Genomic DNA, 21652 nt, shown 5'->3' with positions numbered 1-21652 from the left:
ACACCATGATGATATCCAGCCTTCATGCGTTGACCCACTCCCAGCCATTACCTAGGCTCAAACCAGGATCACCCAGCGTCCACAAAGTGGATGCCAATCCGTCAGCTCAAGGAGGAGTTCCCCATGTCCAAGATGCAACCGGACGCCGCACAAGCGCTTCACGGCCTCATGGCAGATGGCCTGACCATCGCCGTCGGGGGCTTTGGCCTCAGTGGGATCCCCGCAGACCTGATCGATGCCGTCCGGGAGTCCGGGGCCAAGGACCTCACCATCGTTTCCAACAACATGGGAGTCGATGGGAAGGGGTTGGGTGTCCTGATCGAGGCCGGCCAGGTCCGGAAGGTCATCGCTTCCTACGTGGGCGAGAACAAGCTGTTCGCCGAGCAGTACCTGGCAGGGCAACTTGAGGTCGAGTTCACGCCGCAGGGAACGCTGGCGGAGCGGCTCCGGGCGGGCGGCGCCGGCATCCCGGCGTTCTACACGCGTACCGGCGTGGGCACCCTGGTGGCCGAAGGCAAGCCGCTGGAAGAGTTCGACGGCGTCACGTACGTCCGCGAGCGCGCCATCACCGCCGACGTCGCGCTGGTTCATGCACACACCGCAGACACCGACGGCAACCTGACCTACCGGTTTACGGCACGGAACTTCAACCCCGTAGTGGCTACTGCCGGTGCAGTGACCATAGCGGAGGCCGAGGTGATTGTGGAGCCCGGAATGCTGGACCCCAACCACGTGGTCACCCCTGGTGTTTACGTGCAGCGGCTGGTGCAGGCAAGCGGCAGGGTCAAGGACATTGAACAACGTACTGTCCGGCAGCGTCCGGTATCGGTCTGAAGCAGCTACGGCCTGAAGCAAAGGAGCACACCATGGCATGGACACGTGACCAGATGGCGGCGATCGCTGCCGAGGAACTGAACGACGGCGATTACGTCAACCTGGGAATCGGCATTCCCACGTTGGTGGCCAACAACCTGCCCCACGGCGTGCGGGTTGTCCTGCAGAGTGAGAACGGGCTGTTGGGCATGGGCCCGTTTCCCTACGAAGGCGACGAAGACGCAGACCTGATCAACGCTGGCAAGCAGACGGTCACCATCAACGAAGGTGGCAGCATTTTTGATTCCGCAACGTCCTTCGGCATGATCCGCGGCGGACACGTCAAGGTAGCCATCCTGGGCGCCATGCAGGTCTCCGGCGCTGGCGACCTGGCCAACTGGACCATCCCGGGCAAAATGGTCAAGGGCATGGGCGGTGCCATGGATCTGGTTGCCGGCACCCCACGCGTTGTGGTCCTCACAGAGCACAACGCCAAGGACGGCACCGCGAAGATCGTGGCCGAATGCACCCTCCCCCTGACCGGGCAGCGGTGCGTGGACCGCATCATCACGGACCTCGCTGTTTTTGACATCGTTCCCGACGGATCGAACGACGCCGGGATTCGCCTGTTGCTCACCCGGCTGGCCCCCGGCGTCACTGTAGAAGAAATCAGGGAGAAAACCGACGCCGAATTCACGGTGGCGCTTGAGGACAGCGCGGCCAGCGAAGCACTTGAAGGAGCGCAGGCATGAGCTTGAAGGAACACTTCGGCAAGGACATCCTGCTGACGGGCTGGGGACACAGCAAGTTCGGCAAGCTCACGGATGACACCCTGGAGACGCTGATCGTGCAGGTGGCCGGCGAGGCCATCAGCAACTCCGGGTTGGACCCGCGGGATATTGACGAGATCTACCTGGGTCAGTTCAACTCCGGGATGCAGCCGCTGGGCTTCACGTCTTCGCTGGCACTGCAGCTGTCACCTGAACTGGCAAACGTCCCGTCCACGCGCACCGAGAACGCCTGCGCATCCGGTTCGGCCGCCTTCCAGCAGGGCGTCAAGGCTGTCCTCGCCGGGACTGCGCGGAACGTGCTGGTGATCGGTGCGGAAAAGATGACCGACGCCGGCGCCAACGTCGTGGGCGCAGCGCTTCTGGGCGCGTCCTACGAGATGGCCGGCAAATCATCCACCACGGGCTTCACCGGCCTGTTCGCTGAGGTGGCCAAGCACTACGGAAAACGTTACGGGGCTTCCCTTGCCGGCTCCGGATTCGAAGCGGGACTCGGAGACGTACTGGGTTCCATTGCCGCCAAGAATCACCACAACGGCATGGACAACCCCTACGCCCAGATGCACCGCGACTTTGGGGAGGAGTTCTGCCGAACCATTTCCGAGAAGAACCCCATGGTTGCCGATCCCTTGCGCCGCACAGACTGTTCGCCGGTCTCGGACGGGGCGGCCGCCGTCGTCATCTCCACCGAGGCTGCCAGGGGCGCGACGGCAGCCGTCCGCCTGGCGGGGTTCGGCCACGCCAACGACTTCTTCCCGGCGGAGAAGCGCGACCCCACCGAGTTCGCTGCCACGCGCGCTTCGTGGGAACGCGCGTTCACCATGGCCGGAGTGGGCGTCGGGGATCTGGACTTCGCCGAGGTCCACGACTGCTTCACCATCGCCGAGCTGATCATGTACGAGGCCATGGGCCTGACACCCCGCGGCGAAGGTTCCCGCGCCATTAAGGAGGGGTGGGTCTACAAGGACGGAAAGTTGCCCGTCAACGTCTCTGGCGGGCTCAAGGCCAAAGGCCACCCCGTGGGCGCCACCGGCGTATCGCAGCACGTCATCGCTGCCATGCAACTCAGTGGCACCGCCGGGGACATGCAGCTGCCCAACGCCCGCCGCGGAGCTGTGCAGAACATGGGCGGCGTGGGCATAGCCAACTACGTCAGCGTCCTCGAAGCCCTCTGACCCAACTGGGTCAGAGGTTGCGGATCAGCGCCGCGATCTCCGTGAAACCGAGCCGCTCTGCATTCTGCAGGGCGGTCCGGCCTTGCGGGTCACGGATGTCCGGGTTGGCGCCCGCAGCCAGGAGTTGGCGCACCACATCCTGCTGCTTGGGGCCGCCGTTGTTGAGCAGGATCGCTTCCTGCATGGCGGTCCATCCCAGGTTGTTGACATGGTCCACCGGCACACCGGCGGCAATCAGGATCCGGACAGTATCCGTGTGGCCATGCTCGCTGGCGGGGATCAGCGCAGTGCCGCCGTAGCGGTTGGTGCTGCGGACATCAGCGCCAGCCTCCAGTGTCAGGTGCAGGACCTCGTTGAAGCCTTCGGCTCCGGAATACAGGAATGCGGAGTCCTGGATTTCGTCCTTGGCGTTCACATTCCCTCCCGCTGTGATGAGCTCACGGACCCGCCCGGGTTGGTTCGCTTTGGCGGCGAGAATAAGGAGTCGATCCGTTTCCAGTTGGGCCTCCGGGGATAGTGGCGGCGGTACGTCAGCGGACGACGACGGCGCGGAGGTCACCGGGGTCGGCTTGCCGGAGGTGGGTGCCGGGTTGGCTGTGCCCGCCTCAGCCGGCACCGAAGCCTGTGTGGCAGCCGGGCTGGTAGGTGGGGACGCCGCCGTCGAGCATCCCGCCAGAAGTCCCACCACCAGCAAGCCGATTCCTGCCGTCTGTGCCCTCTTCATGCTGCTGAGGTTACTTCGCCGCGGCCAGGGAATCGGCGCCGGCCGTTGCGCATGCCTCGTCCAGGGCGCCATCAGGCGCGCCACCTACGCCGATTCCTGCCACCGACACGCCGTTAACTTTCAGCGGCACTCCCCCGGACAGGAAAAGGGTGCCGGGAAGATCAGCAATGGATGGGCCGTTGCCGTTGATGCGCTTGGCGAGTTCGCTGGTGGGCGCACCGAAGGCCGCTGCGGTGTACGCCTTTTGCTTGGCGGCCTCGATGGTGTGCTCTGCCGCGTTGTCGCCGCGGAGCAGTGCCTGCACGGTGCCGAACCGGTCCACCAGGGCCACAGTGACAAACGGCAGCTTGTCGGCCTGGCACTTGGCCAAGGCAGCGGTGACCGCCTTGCTGGAGGCACCGACGGTGATCCGGTTCTGCGCCACCACATTCTCGGGGGCCGGCTGGACGTCGGCCGGAGTTTTCGCATCCACGGCGATGGGGGCCGCAGCGGGAGCCACGGCGTTGGCCACGGCCGTCGCTCCGCCAGTGAGCGCCAAAGCTCCGGCAGCGGCGAGGGCAATCATCTTGTTGGACTTCTTCACGGGACATCTCCTGCGTCATCGGTGGGGAACTGTTCTCAGCCCCGGTACACCTCCATGTTTCCCGGGCAGGGCAGGGCGGGGCATCGGCCGGGCGCCGCGGGGAGCCTCAGCCTTTTCGTCGGCCGTATCAGCCAAAAGGTGGAGAGACCCGGCGGCCTGCGGGACCTAGCATGGAAAGGACGCCACCCACGGACTGAATCCCGGAGCCACACATGCCCACCGCCCCCGCACGGCCCACGGCCACTGTCCGGATCGACCATGTGGTGCACGTGGGATTCGCGGTCCTGATGGTCTCCTCCGCGGTCCGCTACGTGATGCGGCATTCCCCGGCGGACAACCTGTGGACGGTGGCACTGGCCGCCGCGGTCTGCGCGCTGTACGCGGTGACCGCAGTTCTGGCCCGGGCATCCCGGCGGCCCGGCAGCATTCATCCATGGATGCTTGCCTTGGTGGCTGCGTGGGCGGTGCTGGTGATCGTGGCCCCCAGCTTCGCCTGGTGCTCCTTCGCCATCTTCTTCCTGGCACGCACGGCCTTCCGCGGCTGGGTTGGGTACCTGGCGGGAAGCACGACGGCGGCCGCCACCGCGGTGGGACTCTTCCGGATGAGCGGCTGGACGGATGTATCCATGCTGCTGGGCCCGCTGGCGGCCGGTGCCCTGCTGATGGTGATGTACCAGAAGATCGAGCGGGACGCCGAGGTTCAGCGCGGGTTGTTGCACGATGTTACCCAGGCTCAGGAGCAACTTGCCGCCGTGGAACGTGCTGCCGGAACCGCCGCCGAACGCGAGCGCGTCTCCCGGGAAATCCACGACACAGTCACCCAGGGGCTGGCCAGCAGCCTGCTCCTGCTCGAAGCCGCCCAACGGTCCTGGCCGGCCGGGGCCGCGCACCGTGATGTCCAACAGGCCACCGGGCTGTTGCGCAGGAACCTCGCCGATACCCGGAGCCTGGTCCACGAGCTCTCCTCCCCCGGGCTGGAATCCGGCCCCTTGCCGGAAGCCCTGGAGCAGGCAGCCCGGCAATACGTGGATTCGATCAGGATCCAGGTGACGGGTGACGTTCAGCCGCTCCCTCCGGAAGTGCGGCACACCCTGCTCCGTGTGACCCAAAGCGCCGCCGCCAACATCGCCCTCCATGCCCAGGCCAACCACGCCAGCGTCACCCTCAGCTACCTCCCGGAGGCGGTCACCCTGGACGTGTTCGACGACGGCCGCGGCTTTGATCCCGGAACGGTACCTCCGCCGTCGGCCGCAGGAGGGTACGGTATCCGGGCCATGCGGCAACGGGTGGAACAGCTAGGTGGAACGTTGTGGGTGGAGAGCGCGCCGGGTGACGGGACCATCATCGCAGCCCAAATCCCCACCGGGGTTGCAGCCCACGAAGCTGCTGGACCTGCCATCAAGGAGAATCAATGACCACCATTTCCGTCCTGTTGGTGGACGACCACACGGTTGTCCGGAGTGGATTGAAGGCGCTGCTGGGCACCCAACCGGACATCGCCGTCGTCGGGGAAGCATCCTCAGGCGAGGAAGCGCTGGCAGTTGTCCGGCAGCTGGAGCCGGCCGTGGTGCTGATGGATCTGGCCATGGGCGCCGGAATGGACGGGATTGAGGCCATCAAACAACTGCGTCAATGGAAGCCGCGGCAAGCTGTCATTGTGTTCACCACCTACGACTCGGACGCCGATATTGTCCGGGCCGTGGATGCCGGCGCCATGGGCTACTTGTTGAAGGACGCGGCCCCGGAGGAGATTTTCGCGGCCGTCCGAGGGGCTGTGGAGGGCAGGAGCGTCATGAGCGCACCCGTTGCCTCGAGGCTTTTCCAGCAGCTGCGCAATCCTGACGACATCCTCACGCCCAGGGAGGCCGAGCTGTTGAGCCTGCTGACGGAAGGCCTGTCCAACCGGGACCTGGGCAAGCGCTTGTTCATCTCCGAAGCCACCGTCAAAACGCATCTGGCCCACATTTACGCGAAACTGGGCGTGGAAACACGTGCCGCCGCCATAGCAACAGCCATCCGGCGTGAGGGGATGCGGTAAGCGGCGGCGGTGGCTACGCTGACCCTATGGTGGACACAGCGGATCGCAGAATGTTCAAAACCCCCGGCACTGCGTTGCTGGTGCGGGGCGTCCTGGCAATCGTCTTTGGCCTGCTCATCCTGGCTTTGCCCAGCGCCACTGTCTTCGTGGTGGTGGTGATGTTCGGCGTCTTCGCGGTGGTGGACGGCATTACCAGCGTGGCGCACTATTTCTACGATCCCGCCGGCCGCTCACAGTGGATTGTGGCAGGGGGCTTCATCTCCATTGCGGCCGGCATCCTGGCAATCGCGTGGCCGGGGATCACAGCAGCTGCGATCGGCGTCCTCATCGGTTTGTGGGCCCTGGTCCTGGGGATTTCGCAGATCGTCCTGGCACTGGCCGCCCGCAATTTTGTCCGCAGCTGGGGTGTCTGGTTGCTGATCGGGCTGGTCACAACGGTGTTCGGGATTGCGGTGCTGGTAAACCCCGGTCTGGGCTTCCTGGGCCTTGTCACCATGTTGGCCTGCTTCGCCATGGTGACCGGGGTGTTGCTGATTGCCTCGGGGATCGGCTTGCGGCGGCTGGCCCACGCACAACCGTTGTACGGACGCTGAGAACCCACAGGCCTGCCGGCCAGGGGGTGCGCCGGGCGCCAAGTTCGGTAAGTTAGTGGCTGTGAAGATAGCTACTTGGAACGTGAACTCCCTCCGTGCCCGCGCCGACCGGGTGGAAGCCTGGCTCGAGCGCAGCGACTGCGATGTCCTGGCCATCCAGGAAACCAAATGCAAGGATGAGAACTTTCCGTGGGAGCTCTTTGAGCGCATGGGCTACGAGGTCGCCCACTTCGGCGTCAACCAGTGGAACGGTGTGGCCATTGCCTCCCGCGTTGGCCTGGAAGATGTGGAGCGTACATTCCCGGACCAGCCCGCCTTCGGCAAAGCCGGGAAGGATCCCGCCCAGGAAGCCCGCGCCATCGCCGCAACGTGCGGGGGTGTGCGCGTCTGGAGCCTCTACGTTCCCAACGGCCGCTCCCTGGACGACGAGCACATGCCGTACAAGATCAAATGGCTGGAGGTCCTCCGGGGCCACGCCGCCCAGTGGGTCGCCTCCGACCCGGAGGCCCAGATCGCACTGATGGGCGACTGGAACATCGCTCCTTTTGACGACGATGTCTGGGATATCGATCTCTTCCGCGACAACAACCTCACCCACGTCAGCGAACCGGAACGCGCAGCCTTCCATGCCTTCGAATCGGCGGGCTTCACCGACGTCGCACGGGCTTACACCCCCGGCCCCGGCGTCTACACCTACTGGGACTACACGCAGCTCCGGTTCCCCAAGAAGGAAGGCATGCGCATCGATTTCTGCCTGGCTTCCCCGTCGTTGGCCGCACGCGTCACCGGTGCCTCCATCGACCGCGAGGAACGCAAGGGCAAAGGTGCCTCGGACCACGCACCAGTGATCGTGGAGCTCTCAGACTAACCACCGACGAAAGGGCAGGACATGACCGGAAACCTGTACCGGGGCCAGGCAGGGCTGCCCTTCTCATCATCGTTGCGCGTTTACGAACCCTTGGAAGCCTTCCCGCCGGAACAGCAGCGCCAACTCACGGCGGACGGCAGCGACGCAAGCACCAGGGCCGCCGTCGAGAATGCCGAGCTCCAAGCCTCGCTGGGCCGCATCACGCGGCCCGGCGGGGACCCTTTCCCCACCGGCCGCACGGACCTGGTCCGTATCACCCGGGTTCCGGCGGGCCGCCACGCTGTGCCTGATAAAGACGGGGACGACGCCGGGCGCTTGCTGTACTGCCCCAGCCAACTGGTGGTTCGGGCCGGCTTGGCGGCCAACGCACTGATGGAGGGCGTGCACAGTCCCTTGGCCGATCTCCTCATTCCGGTAACGCAGAGGGACAAGCACCAATTGCGGATAGACCGCATCAACGCGGGCAAGGACACCAAGCGCGTGCACACCCGGGCGTCCACCTGGGGCATCCCATTCAGCTGGTTCTCGCTCTTTGCCGAGTCGGACCGCAAAGATGTGGTGGAGGCCGAGGGGCGGATCCAGACCGTACGTGTGTGGACGCCGGTATCGGAAGCCCTGGAGCGGGCCCGCTTCGCGGTGGCCCACCTGGCCCTGGCTGCGCCGGACCTGGACATGCTGGATGATTTGACCCAGCTCACGGAATGGCTGGAGTTGTTCCACGCCCAGTCCATGGTGGAGCTGGACTACGGCGCCGTGGCGGACAAGGTGTATCCGGACGATTCGCCCTTGGATGTGAGGCTCGGAATTGAGTGCCTGGCCGAGGGCGACATGACCGGAGCAGCGGCGGCCTACAGGCGGCTTGCTTCACGCTGGATTCCCATCAGGCAGTTGGCCAGGGCTTCCTAGCGGTTTTTGGCAGTTGTTCCGGGCGGGGCCGTGGTTTCACGGAGGATGAGCTGGTGCGGTGCAACCTCGGAGTGAACGGCGCCCGGGTTGCCATCGAGCTCGTCCAACAGCATCTTGGTGGCCAGTTCCGCTTGGTTGTCGGGCCGTTGTCCAACGGTGGTGAGGCCCAAAGCTGCGGAGAAATCGTGATCGTCGATCCCGATCACGGAGAGATCCTCCGGAACACGCACCCCATTCCGGCCCGCTTCGAAAATGACGCCCATGGCCATCTCGTCCGATGAGCAGAAGATGGCCGTTGGTTTCCGGCCGGGAATGCTCCACAACCGATTGAACGCCTGCTGGCCGCTCAGAACAGTGAAGTCCCCCCATTGGTCCCATTCCGGGCGGACCTGGAGTCCGGCGTCGGTCATGACTTCCTGGAAGGCGCGGATGCGGACACGGGGAACATCGAAGTTCAAATCTGTCTCGTCATCCCCGTGGAGCAGGGCGATGTCCGTGTGTCCCAAGTCCAGCAGGTGCCGCACGGCGGTGGACGCTGCGTCGTAATCGTTAATGCCAATGTAGGCACAATCTTCAACATGCCCGCCAACAACAACCAGTGGGATATCCAGCTTGTGGAGGTGTTCCAGCTCTTCCTCTGTGAGGGACATACACAGCACCAGGAGGGCGTCGATCTGTTTGTAGACCATGGTGGAACTGAAGAGCCGCTCACGGTTGCTGCCGTGGCCGCCCAGATTGAAAAGCGAAAGATTGTATTTGCGGGAATGGAGCTCCCTGTCCGCGCCTTCGATCGCCTTGGAGAAGAACCAGCGGCTCACAAAGGGGGCAAGCACTCCGATGGTCCGGGTACGACCCGTCGCCAGGCCGGAGGCCGAAGAAGACGCCACATAGCCCAGGGAGCCGGCCACTTCCAGGATCTTTTCCCTTGTTGCAGGAGACACGCGGGGCAGGCCCCGGACGGCGCGGGAAACAGTTGCCGTGGAGACACCTGCTGCCGCAGCAACGTCCTCAATGCTGACGCCGGTATGGCCGCCGCGTTGGGACCTACCCGTTGTGGGTGACACAGGCTCCCCCTCTCCGGCCGCCATTGTTCCGAATACACCTTAACTACGAACAGTTCCGCGCCGATCACTCCGGTTACGTGGCGACGTAACGCGCCACGCAACCGGAGCTGCGGAGATCATCCCTTGAGGCCACCTGACAGGAGGCCACGGACGAAGTACCGCTGCAGGCCAAAGAACACCAGCAACGGAATGATGATGGACACGAACGCCGCAGCCGGGTTCAGGTAGTCCCTGGCACCACGGGTACCTGAGATTTCCGCCAACCGCTGGGTAATCGGGGCCACGTCCGCTGTACCGCCGGAGAACACCAGTGCCACCAGCAGATCGTTCCAGACCCACAGGAACTGGAAGATGGCCAGCGACGCCAGGGCCGGGACGGACAACGGCAGGATGATCCGCCAGAAAATGGTGCTGTGCCCGGCGCCGTCCACACGAGCTGCCTCAATCACTTCACCGGGAATTTCGGAGATGAAGTTGTGAAGGAGGAAGATGCCCAGCGGGAGGCCGAACATGGTGTGGGCTATCCACAGTTGAGCGTAGGAACCTGCGGGAAGGTGCAGGGTCTGCGTGAAGAACTGCAGGAGCGGGATCAGTGCCATTTGGAGCGGAATGATCTGCAGGGCAAAGACGAAAATGAAGAGAGCGTCACGGCCCTTGAACTTGCCCCAGGCGAACACGTAGGCAGCCATGGATGCCAGCACCAGGACAAAGATGGTGACGGGAATGACGATCGCGATCGAGTTGACGAAGTACTGGGACAGGTTGGCTGACTGGGAGCCGGCCGGGGTGAGGACGTCCGCGTAGTTCTTGAGCGTGAAGTCCCAGTCAGTAAACGCGTTCCACCAACCGTTGGAGCGCGGGCCCACCTGCTTGGGAGCGGGACGGAACGAGGTAACGAAGAGGCCGAACGTCGGGACAGACCATACGACGGCGATGATGATCGCTGCCGCTGTTGCCCACTTGGAAGTGAGCTTGGTCTTGACGCGCCGCATGATCGGCTGGGCGTCCTCCGTGGGATCGGATCCAGGACGCTGCCGTGGTGCGGCCTTTGCGGCCTCTTTCGGGGCTGGCGTGGCTGTCAATGGATCTCCCTTTGCTTACGAAGGACTCGAGCGTTGTACACAACAATCGGCAGGACCATCAGGAACAGGACCAATGCCAGCGCAGCACCGCGGCCGGGCTCCCCGGCACGGAACGCCTGCGTGTACATTTCATTGGCAACCACTGACGTGTCGTAGTTGCCGGCCGTCATGGTGCGGACAATGTCGAAGACCTTCAGCGTGGCGATGGTGATGGTTGTCAGGACCACCACCAGGGCTCCGCGGATGCCCGGAACAGTGACGTTGCGGAACTGCTGCCAGGCGTTGGCGCCGTCCAGGCGTGCTGCCTCGATGAGCTCAACCGGTACGCCCTTGATGGCCGCGGAGAGGATCACCATGGCAAAACCGGTCTGGATCCAGACCATCACGATGATCAGGAAGATCGTGTTTTCCGGGGCGTCCAGCAGGAACTGCTTGGGGTCCAGCCCCAGGGCGTCGCGGAAGAAGTTGATGACGCCTGTCTGCTCGATGTTGGGACCGCGGTAATCGTAAACAAGCTTCCAGATGATGCCTGCACCAACGAAGGAGATGGCCATTGGCATGAACACCAAGGACTTCAGAACCTTCTCACCGCGGGCTTTGTCGATGAATACCGCGTATGCCAAACCAAAACTTGTTGAAAGCAGTGGGACCAGAACGGTCCAGATAACGGTGTTGCGCAGCGTGGTCAGAGCTTCGGGCTGCGTGAACATCCACACGAAGTTGTCGAATCCGTTGCCGTTGCCGCTGGCGTCCGTGAAGGCCAGCATTGATGTGCGCACCGCGGGATACACCAGCCCCACGAGCATCAGGATGCCGGCCGGGGCAAGGAAGCCGGCCACGGTGACCTTGTCCTTGACCGATTTCGGTGCCCTGTCCACCACCAACATGATGATGCCGATAACGGCCGCGAAGATCGCGAGCGCTATCACTACTTGAAGGAGTTTTCCTCCGATAAAGTCCATACCCAACCTCCGGGGCGTGAGTGAATCACTGAGTTCCGGGAAAAGCGCTGCCTCCCCAGCCCCTTCAAGCGGGCAGGGGGAGGCAGCGCTTTTTGACGCTAGCTCTTAGGCCAGCTGGCCTCGATGCTGTCAGTTACCTGCTGGGCGGAGCTGCCGTTGATCCAGGAAACAATGCCCTTCCAGAACGAGTTGGAACCAACTGCGCTGGGCATCAGGTCCGAGCCGTCAAAGCGGAAGACCGTGTTGGGGTCCTGAAGGAGCTTGATGGACTGCTTGTCCAGTGCGGACTGGGCGTTGTTCGGGTCAAGGCCCTTGTTGGCGCTGATGGCGCCACCGAGCTTGACGCGGTTGTTGGCGAAGTCAGCACTTGCCATGAACGCCAGGTATGCCTGGACCTCGGGGGTGTCCTTGTAAGCACCCACGGTCTCGCCGCCACCGGTGATGGCGGTGCCCTTGGACTCATCAACCGGAGGAGTCATGAAGGCCCAAACATCGCCGTCTTCAGCAACGTTGGTGCCGGCAGGCCAGTTGGAGGCCTGGAAGGATGCCTGGTGGTGCATGGCGCACTGGCCGTCAAGTACCGGCTGACCGGCCTGGGCGAACGCGGTGCTCAGGATGGAGCGGGGATCACCGAAGCCACCGTTGACGTAGTCCGCGTTGAGGAGGATGTCGCCAACCTTGTTGAAGCTCTGGACGATCTTGGGGTCGTTGAACGGGATCTTGTGGTTGACCCACTGATCATAGACCTCGGGGCCGTGCTCGCGGAGGATGGCATCTTCAATCCAGTCCGTGCCCGGCCAGCCCGTGGCCTCGCCGGATTCGAATCCGGCACACCAGGGCTTCATGGTCTTGTCATCGGCGATCTTCTTGGTGAGATCCATCATCTGGTCCCAGGTCTTGGGAATCTCCCAGCCCTTGTCCTTGAAGGTCTTGGGCGAGTACCAGACGTAACCCTTGACGTTGGCCAGCATGGGAGCGCCGTAGTAGGTGCCGTCCACCGTGCCGTACTTCTTCCAGTCAGGGGACCAGTTCTTGTCCACCAGATCGGAGACAGTCTTCGGTGCCGGCTTGAGGTAGCCTGCACGTGCCTGCGTGGCCAGAAGGCCCGGCTGCGGGAAGATCGCTACGTCCGGGGCGGTACCGGACTGTGCGCGGACGCCAATCTGGGTTTCGAATTCCTTGCTGCCCTCGTACTTGATGGTGATCCCGGTGCACTGTTCAAACTGCTTCCAGGATTCCTCGAGGTTGGTGGCCTCGGTGTCCACAATCGTGGAGTACACGGAGACCGTCTTGCCGTCATGCTTGCCGTAGGTGTCGTAGGCGGAGCAGTCGCTGGATCCGGCGTTGGATCCACCGCCACCGTTGTCTCCGCTACAGGCCGACATGGTAAGTGCCAGGACACCGGCCGTGGCGACCGGTAGCAGGTACTTGGTTTTCTTCATGCTAAAGACTCCTCGCTGAGTACGTGTGATGCGGCGGCGCAATTGATGTGGTGACGCTCACACTAGCCATGATGCAAGCAAATATGCAAGCGCTTACACGCACCGTAATCACAACGATACAAAGCAGGCTGACTAATGTACCCCGCGGGAATTCCCGCCCCCGCGACAGCCCCACCGGTGGGCCGCTTTGCGGATGTTTGGCAAGGCGCGGATTTGATTGCCCACTCTTACCTATGGAAAAATGGAGCTCGTGGATGAACTTGAAGCACTGCAAACCATCGGCCGATTGATCAAGGAAGAGCGTCTGGCCCAAGGCTTGAGCCAAGTCCAGCTCGCCAAGCAAGCGGGAACCGCCATCAAGACAGTCCGCACGCTGGAATCAGGCACTCGCCGCACTCAGGAAATCAACCAGCGCAAACTTGAGCACGCCCTTGGCTGGCGTCCGGGTTCGGTTTCCGAAGTGCTGAAGGGGAAATCCACGTTCGCGCCGGACATGATCACGCCAGACGACATGAGGTCCCCGGAAGAGTCCCGGCAGGGACCACCACGGATCGCGGTGCCGATTGCACCCATTGCCCGCGCTTCGCATCTCTCCGACGAAGAGCTCCTGGCAGAACTCACCTACCGGATGATGCACCGCAACAGGGGCTAGCTTCCGGACTTACGCCGCACCATTTCGTTGATCCAGATTGGCGCGAAGGGTGAGGTGCAGTTGGGCGGCGTGGGGTAATCCTTGAGGACGCCCAACCGTTCTCCGATGGAGAGCGCCCGTGCGCGGTACTCGGAAAACTCGATCCCTATCTGCGCCAAGCACTGGTTCATGGCCCATTGGAGCCTGTCCGGGGCGCACTGCATGTCCCGCTCGATGAGGTCCAGGAGGTGGTCCAGGTCCAAGCCCTCCTGGTCCTTGACCACGCGATCGGACGTCAGCGCCCAGCCGGCGCTTGCCACCACAGGGTCCCGGTCCGGGAACCACGTCCTACGAAGTTCCTCACAGTGCGGGCTCTTCTTCACGACGTAGTTCACCAGCCAATCGTGAACCTTGGGAATTACAGCCTCCCGCAGCATGCCATCCAGCTCGTCCTTGGTGAAGGCCTTGGGCTTGCAGATCAGCAACGACAACAATCGCGCCGCAGTATCGCGGGTTCTCCAAAGCTCTGCGGCCAGGTCCTGCCGAGTTTTCAGCCGCTTGGCCACGGCCCTTAGTTTGCTGAGGTTGACCCCGTGATCGTCGCCATGGCGCTGGTTGATTTCCCGCGCCCGCGGATCTTCCAAAGCTGCAAGCTCAGCCATGATCCCGGCAGCTTCGGCGCTGAGCGTGCGGGTGGTGTCCGGGGTACTCACCGGACGCGCTCGGCCCTGGTGAACCTGGACCTGGCCCCGGACACCATGTGAACCAGCACCGGCGTCTTCTGCCCCACCACAAGATCCATGGCCTCCACCAATTGGGAGACTTCCGCGGCAAGAAGGTGCGGGGCCACGCCCTGCCTGGGTTGGATCCGAACCCGCAGCCCGGGCTTTCCCTTGTACTCCAAGGTGGTTACCGACGAGCCCGCCAGATCGCTCCTTCCGGCCAGTGCGGCCTTCAGGGCCTGCTCCGCAACACCGCCACCAATCCGTACTTGGCCGTCCACGTCGCTGTCATCATCACCGGCCACCAGGAAATTGGCTTTCCCCTTGCCCTGTTGAGACACCCACGCGATCATGGCAACGATGATGGCCACCAGCACCACCCCGGCCACAATCCAGAGCCAACTCTCCTCCCGGCCAGGAAAGCGGGTCTGGCGGAAGGCTTCCTCTGTGCGGGCCCATACATCAGCAGACCAGCCGTGCCACCAGGCAGCAACGGCGGGAACAGTGGCCAACAGGACCAGCAGTACACCCACGGCAAGGAGCTTCACGCCGATGATGAACAACAGCACACGGTTGAGACCCCGGGGAGTTCCGTTCACGCTCCGACCACCCCCGACGACGCAAGATTGACCCGCACAGCGGGCATGGGCACAGGAGCCATCTCCTCCAATTCAGCCTCAACAGCGGCCCGGACAGCGTCCGCGCTGACCCGGCTGCCCGACGTCGGACGCACATTCACAAGAACCTGTTGACGGGACACAACAACCATGACCTGTTCGGGAGTGACGTTGGCTGCGGTCCGTGCGCGCCTGGCCAGGGCGGAGGCGAGGACCTCGTCATCAACAACCACAGCGGTGCGGCGGTCCCGCAGCAAATGCCGGGCACGCCGGCCGGGCAACAAAGCATGAAGAATAAAGAACAGGCCAACCATGGCCACCACTGCCCCACTGGCCCCCAGCAACAACGGTGTTATCCCTTTGGGGAGGGCAATGATACGATCCGCAGCCGTGCTGGGATCCACCAACCATGGCGGCTGGCCCACAGCACGGACGCCGGCTTCCAGCAGGGCATAGCCACAGAGGACGATCACCAAGATGGCGGCGATCGTGGCCGCACCTGCCCTGGACGAGTGCGTTTCCCTGCGCACGATCCTGCGCATGTGCGGGTCCTCCCCCGCCACGGGACTGGCACCTGCGTTGGGGTCGCCGGTTCCGGGACGTGTTACCTGATCCTGCGTCATTGAACGCGCCCTCCCTCGGACACATGGGCCCCGCTGATTCTGATGTCCACCCTGCTGATCCGGGATCCGCTGAGCCGTGTCACTGTTTCCAGCACCGTGGCTTTAGCCGATACGGCCCGGTCCCAGATCGATCCGCCGAAGCCTTGGACCCTCGTCGGATCGCGGAGCACCTCGGTCAAGGCGGGAATGCTGATGGGTGCCACGATGGACAAAGCCAGCAGGCCGTCGTCGTCCGTCCAGTCAGCCCGGACAACGCCGGCATCGATCCCCAACGCCTCGGCCGCCGCGGCGCGGGCCAGCGAAGTCAGCGCCTGGGTGCTGATCCGGTTGTGGCCGGCCAGGCTGGTGGTGGAATCCACAGCCTCAGCCACGCTCATGACGAGGAGCGCCGGCCGGTGATGGCATCCAGCACGCTGCGCAGATCCAGCTTGCCTTCAGCCGCACGGCCCAGCAGGGCGCCGATGCCCATGAAAAGGAACGAAATCAGGAAGCCCCAGAGCCCAAAGGTCAGGGACATGAACGCCACGAAAGCGCCCATCGCTATTCCGGTTACGGTCATGCTCACTGGAGTGCCTCCCTTTCGACTGCCACAGCCCTGCCGCCGGCAGCCTTCACCGGCGGGGCAATGTAAACATCCGTGATTTCGATGTTGACCTCGATCACTTGGAGCCCCACCAGCTCTTCAACCGCGCGGAACACGGCGGCCCGCACCTGGTTGGCGATGCCGTGCAAGGGGTGACCGTAGAGGGCCACAAGGGTGATGTCCACAGCCACTTGGGTCTCGCCCACCTCGGCTCGGACACCGGCTGCGTGGTCCGAGCTACCCACGGCGTCACGGATCGCACCAAGTGCGCGGGAGGGGCCGGAACCCAAGGAATAGACTCCCGGAACTGCGCGGGCGGCAATGCCGGCCACCTTCGCCACAGCGGTCTCCGAGATGATGGTCCGGCCGGTCCCGGGGATCTCTCCTCCGGGCACGGGATCAAGCTGCACGTTCTGGTCCTCCATGAGCACTCCCCTTCTCTTGATACCCACCCTAGCGTCTAGCTGCAACGCTTTGGAGACAAGGAAGAGCGCGGGTCCGTGGCTAGGAACAGTTCTTGTCAGTCCAGGCCTGGATCGGCTTCATGAGCTCCTCGAATTGGCCGTCCCCGTACTTGCTGAAGTCCGAGCCCGCCGATTCCGTGAAGGTCCGGAGCTTCTCGAAAGGCGGCTTCAATTCTTCGGGCACTTTGCCCTGCATCTGCGAGAGCTGCTGCTTGGCCTTGTCGATGTCCTCCGACTTCCCACCGGCCATTGCCGCCAGCGGAAGGATGGTCACGCTGAGCATGGTGGCGCTGACGGAAACGCAGGCCTCGGAGACCGACGTGAACTCGCCGTACACGCCCCCGGTCCCGGATGAGGCCGCGGGGCTGGCACTTGCCTCGGAGCTGGCGCCGACTTCCGCATCAGGAGCCACCGTGGCGGCCGGCGTTGGTTGAGCAGTCGGCGCCGGAGCGGAGCAGGCGCTCACGCTCAGGGCCGTGATGGCGAGCATGGTGCCCAGAAGGCGCCGAGGCGTGGTTTTAAGCGAGCTGTTGACCATGTTTCCCCCATGGGTTTGCGTGCTGTGACGGGCTGGCGAGGACAGACTACCCCCTGGCCCAAGCGCTGACCATAGACGGGTTATCCACAAGCGGCATTTTCGGGCTGGGATGCAGTCGCCGGGCCACCCTAGACTGGCCGACACACCGCCAAACAGCTGCTGGGGAGCCTGTCATGCCACGCCATTCATATGCCACTTTTTTGTCCGCCCGGCCATGGGGCGTGACGGCGTCCCTTGCCCTTGCCACCGTCCTTGTTGCCGGCTGTCAGGTCACCTCCGGAGTTGGCAGCCCCGTGCCAAAAACAAGCTCGACGACGGCGTCCCCCGCCGTGAGTGCCAGCGCTTCCGCGCCCGCCACTAGCCCTTCTCCTGCCGGGGAGTACCGGCCCGCTGATGCCCACGGGAAAGCCCAAAACGTGCCGGTCCCCGTGATGCCGGAGCTGGCAAAGGAGAACTCGAAGGCGGGGCTGGAGGCATTTATCGGGTACTGGTACGCGGCCCAGAACTACGCCATGGAAACAGGCGACCTCTCTACCTGGTCGCCGTTGACTACTAACCCCTGCATGACATGCAAACGCATTGAGAAAGGAATCCGTGACAGTCACATTTCCGGACGGTGGCCAGCGGGAGGAAAAATCACTATCCCAACGGTCGAACTGTTGTGGGTGGACGGATCACTTCAACAACAGGGGAAAGTGCAGGTAATCCAAGAGGCAGTCGAGTACTTCAACGCAGATGGCTCAACGGGCCGTCCTTCGGAAGGCGCCACAAACTCCGCTTTCGCCTTGTTCGCGAATTACTCGTCCACGGGATGGCAGGTGTACGAGCTTGGCCTCATCAATTAGAACCAGGGCCCTGTTATTGGGTGCTATTTGGATCTTGGCGGTCCTCTTGGTCAACGCCTTGCCCTCGGTATGGGCAGGAACTGCGTGGGCGGAAGCAGATTCATGGGCCGGAGTGAACAACCAACGTGACGCCCTGGATGTGTCCAGCCGGTTCAGCATTAACCCTGGGACAGGACAGCTCACACCCTCCACCCGCGGATCCGCCGCTACCTCGGAGTCTGAGGATCCTAACCAGTACATGGCTGATATTCATTGCCGGTCGGGCGGATCAGACACGCCCGACAAAGGGTGCCTCACAATGGACTGCCCCGCCACTTCGGCGGGCGGCCAGGCCGGGACTCCGGTGATTTGGAAAGAAGCACCCAAATCCATCACCAATCCCACCTGGACAGACTGGACCCCCGTCAGCGGACCCACGTGCCTTTACGACACCAAACCCGAGAATGTCCTGGCGGATATCGCCGCGCGGATCCTGAACGATTTCCAGCAACTACCCATCAACCCGGGCACCATGCAAGCCCAACCATTCCCCCACACCCTCAAAGACGGACCCACCAACTTCTACACCACCACCGGCCAACAAACCTTCGACCTGACCATCCTCGGCCAAACAGTCCACCTCACAGCCACCCCCACCAACCACACCTACAACTACGGGGACGGCACCACCCTGGGACCAACACCAGCCACCGGATACCCCATCGCCCAACCCCAATGGCTGACCACCGAAACACCAACCAGCCACACCTACGCAGAAACCGCCAATTACCAAGCAGCAGTAACCACCACCTACACCGGAACCTACTCCGTCAACAACGGCCCACCCCTACCCATCAACGGCACATTGGACCTCACCACACCACCCACCACCATCCACGTCTGGAAAACACAACGAGCCCTCGTCGCAGACACCTGCCAAGAAAACCCCAACTCCTGGGGCTGCCCCGGCACGCCCACGGGCTAGGCGCAGCGCCTGAACTTGGGACACCTCGCTGGAAAGCATGGGGAACAACAGCGGCCCGGCTCAGGGTCTCAGTCGCGGGGCAGGGTGGCTTCCAGGACAGCTTCGAAGGCCGGACTCACGTGAATGGCGATCCCGCCGTCTTCCTTCACCTCAGTGAGCTGCTCGTAGCCCGAGCCGTTCCACCAGTACACATGGGGGCTGACGGGGCCTGGTGCGTCGCTGTACCCCATGGCAGTGAACCTGACCATGCCGTTGATAACGCTGAAGAGATTGTCGTTGCCGATCACGTGCCACACCACCTGGTGCCGGTTGGGGACGCTCATCAGGAATCCATGGCCATCCCGCGTCTGCCGTCCCGTCAGCTCGGCTGCCAGGCCCGGCAACAGCAGCGCCTTGCTGGCGGTATAAACAGAGTTACCCAGCAGTGCCCAGAAAACACCTCCGCCGGGTGCCTCGAGGGTCTCCAGTTGCTCATTGTCCAGAGCGCGGAGATTGGCCAGCCCCTGCTCCCGAAGGGCCTGCCAGCCACCGAACCTGGCGGCGTTCTCCCTGTTGAACACCGCGACTGTTTCCGGAAGGTCCAAGGCCAACATCTCCACCACACCCGGCACAAACTCACTGTGTGGGTACGCATCCAATCCGGGGATGGCAGCTTCATCGTACAAGCGGGCATACAGCCGGCCAGCTACATCAGCTGAAGTGAGGTCTTCGAAAGGATCCGGCGCCTCGAAACTGGCCAAGACCTTCTGGACATGTTCCCTGATAATTCCCCGCCACTTTCCCTCGGGCTGGGCGTGGCAGTTGGCCGCAACGTTCCAGAAACCGTAGCCACGCCCGTCCGCATCGATGGCGTGGTCGGGATTAATCTGGACCTCATAGCCCAGTTCCGCAAACACCTCGCGGGCAAGTGCGCGGAATTCGTTGGCTTTAGAGGCGGTGAAGAACGTCAGGTCCTCATCTGCGGGCTCTGCGACCGAAGATTTCTTCTTGAACAATCCCATGCAAATCACCCTATAACCCGGGCCCACGCAAAGTGTTTTGTTAAAAGAGAAAAGCACCAGTTCCGCAGAACTGATGCTTCCCAGTGGTGGCTCCGACCGGCGTCGATCCGGTGACCTTTCGATTTTCAGTCGAACGCTCTACCAACTGAGCTACAGAGCCTAGGTGACATGTCACCTTGAGAACCGAATTTCTTCGGCGCTCAGAGCGACCCTGACGGGACTTGAACCCGCGACCTCCGCCGTGACAGGGCGGCGCGCTAACCAACTGCGCTACAGGGCCTTGCTGTGCGGTATCTCTACCGCGTTTTTTTCAAGGCTTCTAGCTTACCAGACTTTTTTCATCCGGTTTACCACTTCCTTGCGTACCCCCAACGGGATTCGAACCCGTGCCGCCGCCGTGAAAGGGCGGTGTCCTAGGCCGCTAGACGATGGGGGCCTGAACTCAATTCGGTTTTTGCAAGGAAAAACAACGCTTTACGCGTTCTTTCCGTGTCTCGCTCGTCCGAACTGGACTCTAAAACTTTAGAGCATAGATAGCGATATTCCCAAATCGAGCGTGCTGCCTCTTCCACGCGCCGCTGTGGGCGCGGACAGGCAGCACGGACTTTTGGCAGGATCTTGCCCTGACGCGTCCGAAAACCGCCAGCCGCCCACGCCTTGCCGCGGATAGATTTGCTACATGACAACCACCACCCCGGCCGAACCCGGCCAGCCTTCCCCGGATATGCCCCCGCGCACCACCCCCGCGCCCGCGGCAGCCATCAGCAAGCTCGGCATCGCAGCTGTGATCGTCACCGTCGTCCTGTGGGCGTCCGCGTTCGTGGGCATCCGCGCAGTCGGCCCCAGCTTCTCCCCCGGTTCCTTGACGCTGGGACGGTTGGCGGTTGCCGCCGTCGTTCTTGGAGCGGTGGTGCTTCCTACCCTCAAAATCTGGCCACGCGGCCGGGAATGGTTTCCGATTGTGGCCTACGGCGTGATGTGGTTCGGCGGCTACAACGTGGCCCTGAACGCTGCCGAGCACATGCTGGATGCCGGAACCAGCGCCATGCTGATCAACGTGTCCCCCATCCTCATCGCGATCCTGGCCGGAGTGGTCCTGAAGGAGGGTTTCCCGCGCTGGCTGTTGATCGGCAGCGGGGTGGCGTTCTGCGGCGTGGCGATGATCGCCCTGGGTTCAGGGCAGCGTTCGACGGCGGACGTGGCCGGCGTGCTGTTATGCCTGCTGGCGGCGGTACTCGCCTCCGTGAGCGCGATCCTCCAGAAGCCGGTTCTGCGAAAGTTCACTGCGGGGCAGGCAACCTGGTTCGGCATCATGGTGGGCGCGGTGTGCTGCCTGCCGTGGACCGGCCAACTGGTGGCCGAGGTCCAGGCTGCTCCCCTGCCCGCAACGCTGGGCCTGGTGTATCTGGGGATCTTCCCCACGGCCATCGCCTTCACCACGTGGGCGTACGCGTTGTCCCTTATCTCCGCAGGGAGGCTGGCGGCCACCACCTACCTCGTCCCGGGCACCACCATTCTGATTTCCTGGGCGGTCCTGCAGGAAGTGCCCACCATCTGGGGGCTGCTGGGCGGAGTGATCTGCTTGATCGGCGTCGGGCTCACCCGACGGAAGGGCCGTTAGCGGGC

Annotated in this window: 26 protein-coding genes and 3 tRNA genes; 12 read left to right on the top strand and 17 right to left on the bottom strand. The window is 63.3% G+C overall.

All coding sequences use genetic code 11. The annotated features are described in order from the left end of the window. The first annotated feature begins 123 nt into the window (after positions 1–123). Genes JOE60_RS02105 through JOE60_RS02095 form a run of 3 tightly spaced genes read left to right on the top strand, consistent with a single transcriptional unit; the run spans position 124 to position 2776 of the window. Positions 124–834, top strand: coding sequence for a CoA transferase subunit A (locus JOE60_RS02105; RefSeq protein ID WP_167265367.1), 711 nt, complete (start codon positions 124–126; stop codon positions 832–834). A gap of 32 nt (positions 835–866) precedes the next feature. Beyond that, positions 867–1565 (top strand): CoA transferase subunit B, encoded by a 699-nt coding sequence (locus JOE60_RS02100; protein WP_167265375.1) that lies wholly within the window; start codon positions 867–869, stop codon positions 1563–1565. Then, positions 1562–2776, top strand: a complete 1215-nt coding sequence (locus tag JOE60_RS02095) for an acetyl-CoA acetyltransferase (protein ID WP_167265377.1) — start codon at positions 1562–1564, stop codon at positions 2774–2776. Before JOE60_RS02100 ends, JOE60_RS02095 begins: the two co-directional genes overlap by 4 nt. A gap of 10 nt (positions 2777–2786) precedes the next feature. On the opposite strand, the gene JOE60_RS02090 is transcribed toward JOE60_RS02095, so the two are convergent. Both JOE60_RS02090 and JOE60_RS02085 read right to left on the bottom strand, forming a co-directional pair. After that, positions 2787–3500, bottom strand: a complete 714-nt coding sequence (locus tag JOE60_RS02090) for an ankyrin repeat domain-containing protein (RefSeq protein WP_167265379.1) — start codon at positions 3498–3500, stop codon at positions 2787–2789. Positions 3501–3510: 10 nt separating this feature from the next. Then, the gene (locus JOE60_RS02085) at positions 3511–4083 is read right to left on the bottom strand and encodes a heme-binding protein (protein ID WP_204814811.1); all 573 of its coding nucleotides are present in this window, start codon (positions 4081–4083) and stop codon (positions 3511–3513) included. Between the two features lie 212 nt (positions 4084–4295). Between JOE60_RS02085 and JOE60_RS02080 the strand changes: the two genes are divergently transcribed. The 5 genes from JOE60_RS02080 (at position 4296) to JOE60_RS02060 (ending at position 8488) form a co-directional block, all read left to right on the top strand. Then, positions 4296–5498, top strand: a complete 1203-nt coding sequence (locus JOE60_RS02080) for a sensor histidine kinase (protein ID WP_167265381.1) — start codon at positions 4296–4298, stop codon at positions 5496–5498. Further along, a complete protein-coding gene (locus tag JOE60_RS02075) occupies positions 5495–6121 on the top strand; it encodes a response regulator (RefSeq protein ID WP_167265383.1) in 627 nt (208 codons plus the stop codon). The genes JOE60_RS02080 and JOE60_RS02075 overlap by 4 nt, the downstream gene beginning before the upstream one ends. 26 nt (positions 6122–6147) lie before the next feature. After that, positions 6148–6714, top strand: a complete 567-nt coding sequence (locus tag JOE60_RS02070) for an HdeD family acid-resistance protein (protein WP_167265385.1) — start codon at positions 6148–6150, stop codon at positions 6712–6714. A 61-nt stretch (positions 6715–6775) separates the two neighbouring features. Next, entirely contained in the window at positions 6776–7582 is an 807-nt protein-coding gene (locus tag JOE60_RS02065) for an exodeoxyribonuclease III (RefSeq protein WP_167265387.1), read from the top strand. Between the two features lie 21 nt (positions 7583–7603). Next, entirely contained in the window at positions 7604–8488 is an 885-nt protein-coding gene (locus JOE60_RS02060; RefSeq protein WP_167265389.1) for a DUF8083 family protein, read from the top strand. On the opposite strand, the gene JOE60_RS02055 is transcribed toward JOE60_RS02060, so the two are convergent. The 4 genes from JOE60_RS02055 to JOE60_RS02040 all read right to left on the bottom strand — a co-directional run bounded on the left by JOE60_RS02055 (position 8485) and on the right by JOE60_RS02040 (position 13038). Further along, positions 8485–9552, bottom strand: coding sequence for a LacI family DNA-binding transcriptional regulator (locus tag JOE60_RS02055; RefSeq protein WP_167265391.1), 1068 nt, complete (start codon positions 9550–9552; stop codon positions 8485–8487). The two genes, JOE60_RS02060 and JOE60_RS02055, sit on opposite strands and share 4 nt — an antisense overlap. 116 nt (positions 9553–9668) lie before the next feature. Beyond that, a complete protein-coding gene (locus JOE60_RS02050) occupies positions 9669–10634 on the bottom strand; it encodes a carbohydrate ABC transporter permease (RefSeq protein WP_167265393.1) in 966 nt (321 codons plus the stop codon). Further along, on the bottom strand, positions 10631–11596 hold the full coding sequence (locus JOE60_RS02045) for a carbohydrate ABC transporter permease (protein WP_167265395.1): 966 nt from the start codon (positions 11594–11596) through the stop codon (positions 10631–10633). The genes JOE60_RS02050 and JOE60_RS02045 overlap by 4 nt, the downstream gene beginning before the upstream one ends. Positions 11597–11694: 98 nt before the next feature. Continuing rightward, on the bottom strand, positions 11695–13038 hold the full coding sequence (locus JOE60_RS02040; RefSeq protein ID WP_167265398.1) for an ABC transporter substrate-binding protein: 1344 nt from the start codon (positions 13036–13038) through the stop codon (positions 11695–11697). A 241-nt stretch (positions 13039–13279) separates the two neighbouring features. Here JOE60_RS02040 and JOE60_RS02035 point away from each other — a divergent pair, with 241 nt between their 5' ends. After that, positions 13280–13690 carry a helix-turn-helix domain-containing protein gene (locus JOE60_RS02035; protein WP_208381420.1) on the top strand — a complete coding sequence of 137 codons (411 nt, stop codon included), beginning with the start codon at positions 13280–13282 and terminating at the stop codon, positions 13688–13690. Here JOE60_RS02035 and JOE60_RS02030 read toward each other — a convergent pair. From JOE60_RS02030 to JOE60_RS02000, 7 genes are all read right to left on the bottom strand, one after another. Next, positions 13687–14331, bottom strand: coding sequence for a DNA alkylation repair protein (locus tag JOE60_RS02030; RefSeq protein ID WP_167265746.1), 645 nt, complete (start codon positions 14329–14331; stop codon positions 13687–13689). The genes JOE60_RS02035 and JOE60_RS02030 overlap by 4 nt on opposite strands. Positions 14332–14378: 47 nt before the next feature. After that, the gene (locus tag JOE60_RS02025; protein WP_167265402.1) at positions 14379–14990 is read right to left on the bottom strand and encodes a hypothetical protein; all 612 of its coding nucleotides are present in this window, start codon (positions 14988–14990) and stop codon (positions 14379–14381) included. Beyond that, positions 14987–15631 carry a DUF6286 domain-containing protein gene (locus JOE60_RS02020; RefSeq protein ID WP_167265404.1) on the bottom strand — a complete coding sequence of 215 codons (645 nt, stop codon included), beginning with the start codon at positions 15629–15631 and terminating at the stop codon, positions 14987–14989. The genes JOE60_RS02025 and JOE60_RS02020 overlap by 4 nt, the downstream gene beginning before the upstream one ends. Beyond that, entirely contained in the window at positions 15628–16008 is a 381-nt protein-coding gene (locus JOE60_RS02015) for a hypothetical protein (protein WP_167265406.1), read from the bottom strand. Before JOE60_RS02015 ends, JOE60_RS02020 begins: the two co-directional genes overlap by 4 nt. Then, on the bottom strand, positions 16005–16196 hold the full coding sequence (locus tag JOE60_RS02010) for a hypothetical protein (protein ID WP_167265408.1): 192 nt from the start codon (positions 16194–16196) through the stop codon (positions 16005–16007). Before JOE60_RS02010 ends, JOE60_RS02015 begins: the two co-directional genes overlap by 4 nt. Next, positions 16193–16639: an Asp23/Gls24 family envelope stress response protein gene (locus JOE60_RS02005; RefSeq protein ID WP_167265410.1), complete on the bottom strand. Its 447-nt coding sequence runs from the start codon at positions 16637–16639 to the stop codon at positions 16193–16195. The genes JOE60_RS02010 and JOE60_RS02005 overlap by 4 nt, the downstream gene beginning before the upstream one ends. Before the next feature lie 79 nt (positions 16640–16718). Next, entirely contained in the window at positions 16719–17216 is a 498-nt protein-coding gene (locus JOE60_RS02000) for a hypothetical protein (RefSeq protein WP_239528790.1), read from the bottom strand. A 173-nt stretch (positions 17217–17389) separates the two neighbouring features. Here JOE60_RS02000 and JOE60_RS18450 point away from each other — a divergent pair, with 173 nt between their 5' ends. Continuing rightward, a complete protein-coding gene (locus tag JOE60_RS18450) occupies positions 17390–18061 on the top strand; it encodes a DUF6318 family protein (RefSeq protein ID WP_275588120.1) in 672 nt (223 codons plus the stop codon). A gap of 298 nt (positions 18062–18359) precedes the next feature. Then, positions 18360–19025 (top strand): hypothetical protein, encoded by a 666-nt coding sequence (locus tag JOE60_RS01990; protein ID WP_239528789.1) that lies wholly within the window; start codon positions 18360–18362, stop codon positions 19023–19025. 68 nt (positions 19026–19093) lie between these two features. Here the strand turns inward: JOE60_RS01990 and JOE60_RS01985 are convergent, their stop codons facing one another. The 4 genes from JOE60_RS01985 to JOE60_RS01970 form a co-directional block, all read right to left on the bottom strand. Continuing rightward, a complete protein-coding gene (locus JOE60_RS01985; protein ID WP_167265414.1) occupies positions 19094–20026 on the bottom strand; it encodes a DUF1444 domain-containing protein in 933 nt (310 codons plus the stop codon). Between the two features lie 84 nt (positions 20027–20110). Then, positions 20111–20186: transfer RNA gene (locus JOE60_RS01980), tRNA-Phe, on the bottom strand. Positions 20187–20232: 46 nt separating this feature from the next. Beyond that, positions 20233–20306: transfer RNA gene (locus tag JOE60_RS01975), tRNA-Asp, on the bottom strand. Between the two features lie 83 nt (positions 20307–20389). Then, positions 20390–20462: transfer RNA gene (locus JOE60_RS01970), tRNA-Glu, on the bottom strand. A 243-nt stretch (positions 20463–20705) separates the two neighbouring features. Here JOE60_RS01970 and JOE60_RS01965 point away from each other — a divergent pair. Next, the gene (locus tag JOE60_RS01965; RefSeq protein WP_167265417.1) at positions 20706–21647 is read left to right on the top strand and encodes a DMT family transporter; all 942 of its coding nucleotides are present in this window, start codon (positions 20706–20708) and stop codon (positions 21645–21647) included. Positions 21648–21652 lie beyond the last annotated feature (5 nt).

Source organism: Paenarthrobacter ilicis (genome assembly GCF_016907545.1).
In the GTDB taxonomy this organism is placed as follows: Bacteria; Actinomycetota; Actinomycetes; order Actinomycetales; family Micrococcaceae; genus Arthrobacter; species Arthrobacter ilicis.
The sequence above is the reverse complement of the archived record's forward strand: the minus strand, read 5'-3'. Positions and strand labels throughout refer to the sequence as shown.

Excerpts from the sequence above, each read along its gene's own strand:
- JOE60_RS02105 (WP_167265367.1), top strand. The coding sequence starts at position 124 with ATGTCCAAGATGCAACCGGACGCCGCACAAGCGCTTCACGGCCTCATG.
- JOE60_RS02100 (WP_167265375.1), top strand. The coding sequence starts at position 867 with ATGGCATGGACACGTGACCAGATGGCGGCGATCGCTGCCGAGGAACTG.
- JOE60_RS02095 (WP_167265377.1), top strand. The coding sequence starts at position 1,562 with ATGAGCTTGAAGGAACACTTCGGCAAGGACATCCTGCTGACGGGCTGG.
- JOE60_RS02090 (WP_167265379.1), bottom strand. The coding sequence starts at position 3,500 with ATGAAGAGGGCACAGACGGCAGGAATCGGCTTGCTGGTGGTGGGACTT.
- JOE60_RS02080 (WP_167265381.1), top strand. The coding sequence starts at position 4,296 with ATGCCCACCGCCCCCGCACGGCCCACGGCCACTGTCCGGATCGACCAT.
- JOE60_RS02075 (WP_167265383.1), top strand. The coding sequence starts at position 5,495 with ATGACCACCATTTCCGTCCTGTTGGTGGACGACCACACGGTTGTCCGG.
- JOE60_RS02070 (WP_167265385.1), top strand. The coding sequence starts at position 6,148 with ATGGTGGACACAGCGGATCGCAGAATGTTCAAAACCCCCGGCACTGCG.
- JOE60_RS02060 (WP_167265389.1), top strand. The coding sequence starts at position 7,604 with ATGACCGGAAACCTGTACCGGGGCCAGGCAGGGCTGCCCTTCTCATCA.
- JOE60_RS02045 (WP_167265395.1), bottom strand. The coding sequence starts at position 11,596 with ATGGACTTTATCGGAGGAAAACTCCTTCAAGTAGTGATAGCGCTCGCG.
- JOE60_RS02040 (WP_167265398.1), bottom strand. The coding sequence starts at position 13,038 with ATGAAGAAAACCAAGTACCTGCTACCGGTCGCCACGGCCGGTGTCCTG.
- JOE60_RS02035 (WP_208381420.1), top strand. The coding sequence starts at position 13,280 with ATGGAGCTCGTGGATGAACTTGAAGCACTGCAAACCATCGGCCGATTG.
- JOE60_RS02030 (WP_167265746.1), bottom strand. The coding sequence starts at position 14,331 with ATGGCTGAGCTTGCAGCTTTGGAAGATCCGCGGGCGCGGGAAATCAAC.
- JOE60_RS02020 (WP_167265404.1), bottom strand. The coding sequence starts at position 15,631 with ATGACGCAGGATCAGGTAACACGTCCCGGAACCGGCGACCCCAACGCA.
- JOE60_RS02015 (WP_167265406.1), bottom strand. The coding sequence starts at position 16,008 with ATGAGCGTGGCTGAGGCTGTGGATTCCACCACCAGCCTGGCCGGCCAC.
- JOE60_RS02005 (WP_167265410.1), bottom strand. The coding sequence starts at position 16,639 with ATGGAGGACCAGAACGTGCAGCTTGATCCCGTGCCCGGAGGAGAGATC.
- JOE60_RS02000 (WP_239528790.1), bottom strand. The coding sequence starts at position 17,216 with ATGGTCAACAGCTCGCTTAAAACCACGCCTCGGCGCCTTCTGGGCACC.
- JOE60_RS18450 (WP_275588120.1), top strand. The coding sequence starts at position 17,390 with ATGCCACGCCATTCATATGCCACTTTTTTGTCCGCCCGGCCATGGGGC.
- JOE60_RS01990 (WP_239528789.1), top strand. The coding sequence starts at position 18,360 with ATGGACTGCCCCGCCACTTCGGCGGGCGGCCAGGCCGGGACTCCGGTG.
- JOE60_RS01985 (WP_167265414.1), bottom strand. The coding sequence starts at position 20,026 with ATGGGATTGTTCAAGAAGAAATCTTCGGTCGCAGAGCCCGCAGATGAG.
- JOE60_RS01965 (WP_167265417.1), top strand. The coding sequence starts at position 20,706 with ATGACAACCACCACCCCGGCCGAACCCGGCCAGCCTTCCCCGGATATG.